The following is a 3,447-nucleotide window of genomic DNA, read 5'->3' on the forward strand; positions in this document are numbered from 1 at the left end:
AGCGCGTTCGCCGGTGGAGCCCCCGAAAGCCCCCCCGGGGGCCGGGACAGCACCCCGCAACGGCACGCTTTCCGAGGCCGGCTACGACGCTTCCGCGATCGAGGTGCTGGAGGGGCTCGAGCCCGTCCGCCGCCGGCCCGGCATGTATATCGGCGGCACCGACGAGCGCGCGCTTCACCACCTCTTCGCCGAGGTGATCGACAACGCCATGGACGAGGCGGTTGCGGGCCATGCGACCTTCATCGATGTCGAGTTGTTCGAGGACGGCTCGCTCGCGGTGACGGATAACGGCCGCGGCATCCCCGTCGACCCGCATCCGAAATTTCCGGGCAAGTCGGCCCTCGAAGTCATCATGACCACGCTGCATGCCGGCGGAAAGTTCGATTCCAAGGCCTACGAGACCTCTGGCGGTCTTCACGGCGTCGGCGTCTCCGTCGTCAACGCCCTGTCGGATCGGCTCGAGGTCGAGGTCGCGCGCGGCAAGACGCTCTATCGGCAGGTCTTCTCGCGCGGCCTGCCGCAGGGACCGCTGGAAACGGTCGGCGCCGTCGCCAATCGCCGCGGCACGAAGGTGCGTTTCCACCCCGATGCGCAGATCTTCGGCGAGGGCGCGCATTTCTCCCCGGCCCGCCTGTTCCGCATGGCCCGTTCCAAGGCCTATCTCTTCGGTGGCGTCGAGATCCGCTGGACATGCGCGCCGTCCCTGCTGAAGCCGGAAGGCGACGTTGCGGCGGAAGCGGTGTTCCGCTTCCCCGGCGGCTTGCGCGACTATCTCGGCCGCGAGATCGAGGGCAAGGACCTCGTCGCCGAGCCGATCTTCTCAGGCAAGATCACCAAGGAAGGCAGTCACGGCTCGCTGGAATGGGCGGTCGCCTGGCTTGCCACCGGGGAAGACGGCTTCTCCTCCTCCTACTGCAACACCATCCCGACGCCGGAAGGCGGCACGCATGAGCAAGGCCTGCGCATCGCGCTTCTGCGCGGCCTGCGCGACCATGCCGAGCGCATCGGCCAGTCGAAGCGCATGGCGCAGGTCACGTCCGACGATGTGATGGCGACCTGCGCCGCGATGCTCTCCGTCTTCATCCGGGAGCCCGAATTCCAGGGCCAGACCAAGGACAAGCTCGCCACGCTGGAAGCCTCCCGCATCGTCGAGGGCGCCGTGCGCGACGCCTTCGACCATTGGCTCGCCGCCGCGCCGCAGCAGGCACTGCGCCTGCTCGACTGGTCAGTGGACCGCGCCGAGGAACGGCTGCGCAGGCGGCTCGAGAAGGAGGTTTCGCGCAAGACCGCGACGCGCAAGCTCCGGCTGCCCGGCAAGCTCGCCGACTGCTCGAATGCCGGCGCGGCCGGATCGGAACTCTTCATCGTCGAGGGCGATTCGGCCGGCGGCTCGGCCAAGCAGGCCCGCAATCGCGCCAACCAGGCGATCCTTCCGCTGCGCGGGAAGATCCTGAACGTTGCCAATGCGACACGCGAGAAACTTAATCAGAACCAGCAACTCGCCGACCTGATCCTGGCGCTCGGCTGCGGCATCGGCACCCAGTTCCGCGAGGACGATCTCCGCTACGAGAAGGTGATCGTCATGACGGACGCCGACGTCGACGGCGCCCATATCGCCTCGCTGCTGGTCACCTTCTTCTGGCGCCAGATGCCGCGGCTGATCGAGAAGGGGCATCTCTATCTGGCCGTGCCGCCGCTCTACCGGCTCCAGCATGGCGGCAAGAGCATCTACGCTCGCAACGATGCGCATAAGGACGAGCTTCTGGAGACTGCGTTCAAGGGCAAGAAGCCGGAGATCTCGCGCTTCAAGGGCCTCGGTGAGATGATGCCGCAGCAGCTCAAGGAAACGACCATGGATCCAAGCAAGCGGATTCTGCTCAAGGTCATGGTCGACCATGAGGCCAAGGAGGAAACCGCCGACACTGTGGAGCGGCTCATGGGCAACAAGCCGGAAGCGCGCTTCACCTTCATCCAGGAGCGTGCCGCCTTCGCCGGCGAGCTGATCGACCTGTGATCCTCCAGCCCCGCAAGACTGCGGGGCTGGATCTCAGCCTCGCGGGGCTGCCGCAGGATGTCGTTGCGGGCAGGGTTCGCGCATGTCGAACCCGCCCTTCTCCACGGACCGCCATGAGCGCAAGCACCCCACGCAAGGCGGCTGGCCGCTGACCCCATGGCCGAGTCTCCTGCACCTTCATCTCGACGCGACGACGATCTGGCGGCGCCAACCGGCAGCTTCTCCTGGGATGACATCCGGATTTTCAACGCCATCGCCGTCGGTGGGTCGATGGCCCTGGCAGCGGCGCAGCTGGGGCTGAGCGAGGCCACGGTCGCGCGCCGCCTCAAGGCGCTCGAACGAGACCTCGGCCTCCAGCTCTTCACGCGCGAGGCCAACAGGCTCGCCCCGACCGCGATCGGCCTGGATCTCGCTGCCGAGGCGCGGGAGATCGAGGCTGCGGCCCATCGCTTCGCGATCCGGGCGGATGCGGCCAGGCCGCTCGCCAACGCGCCGGTGCGCGTCACCGCCACCACCTCGATCAGCCTGCTGCTGACGATGCATGCGACGGCGATCTCGGCCGCAGCCGGCGGCGTCGAGATCGTCATCATCAGCACGCGCAACCGCCTCGACCTGACGCGCGGAGAGGCGGATATCGCCCTGCGCATGACGAAGGTGCCGACCGAGCCCGGCTACTACGCACAGAAAGTCGGCCGGTTGATGCAGGCGCTCTACGTGCGCAGCGACGTCGATCCCGCGACGGCGCCGATCATCTCGGTCAATCGCGAAACCTCCTCTCGCATCGACGACTACATCATGGCCTATGCGGCCGGCAGGCCGATCGCGGCCCGCGTGGGCGATTCCTCCGCGCGCTATGAAAGCATCCGCTCGGCCGGTGCCCTGTCCATGGCGCCCTGCTTCATGGGCGATGCCGATCCCACGCTGCGGCGGCTGGAGCCCCCACCCGAGCAGACCGGAGACGACATCTATCTGGTTTCGCATGAGCTTTCGCGCAGCCGGCCGGGCGTGGCCGCCGCGCTTGGCGCGCTGCGCAAGCTCTTCCGCGAACAGCGCCCGCGCCTGGCCGGAGAAACACGCCGGCCCGCCGAAGACCGCTCGCGTTGATCGGATCGCGGCAACGTCCGGATAACCAAGATTTTACGGCTGTTCCGTAACGTAGGCTCCGGTGCTCGCGAGGTCGCGGGCCACGGAGAGTGCGCCATGCGCCTGATCGAACTGTTCTGGAGGAACCAGCGCGGCACGATGGTCGCCGACGTCGCCAAGGCGGCTGCGGCCATCGCCTTCCTCTCGGTGATCGCCGCCAATTTCATGTCGAGCCGCACGGGGCAGCTGGACAAGGAGCGTCTGGCGCAGGTCAGCCTCGCCGTCTCGAAGCGCCAGCCGGTCGAGCCGCTGACGACCGGCTCGATCACCAAGGTGGCGAACGAGACCCG

At 67.6% G+C, this 3,447-nt stretch carries 3 protein-coding genes; all 3 read left to right on the forward strand.

Annotated features, from left to right (window positions below; genetic code table 11):
• The first annotated feature begins 13 nt into the window (after window positions 1-13).
• A complete protein-coding gene (parE, locus tag ACIPIA_RS12580) occupies window positions 14-2,014 on the forward strand; it encodes a DNA topoisomerase IV subunit B (protein ID WP_400510018.1) in 2,001 nt (666 codons plus the stop codon).
• 156 nt (window positions 2,015-2,170) lie between these two features.
• Window positions 2,171-3,118: a LysR family transcriptional regulator gene (locus ACIPIA_RS12585; protein ID WP_400510014.1), complete on the forward strand. Its 948-nt coding sequence runs from the start codon at window positions 2,171-2,173 to the stop codon at window positions 3,116-3,118.
• A gap of 96 nt (window positions 3,119-3,214) precedes the next feature.
• Window positions 3,215-3,447: hypothetical protein (locus ACIPIA_RS12590; RefSeq protein WP_400510016.1), on the forward strand; the 233-nt coding region annotated here is incomplete at its 3' end.

This window comes from Allobosea sp. CER48 (genome assembly GCF_044752385.1).
Lineage (GTDB): Bacteria > Pseudomonadota > Alphaproteobacteria > Rhizobiales > Beijerinckiaceae > Allobosea.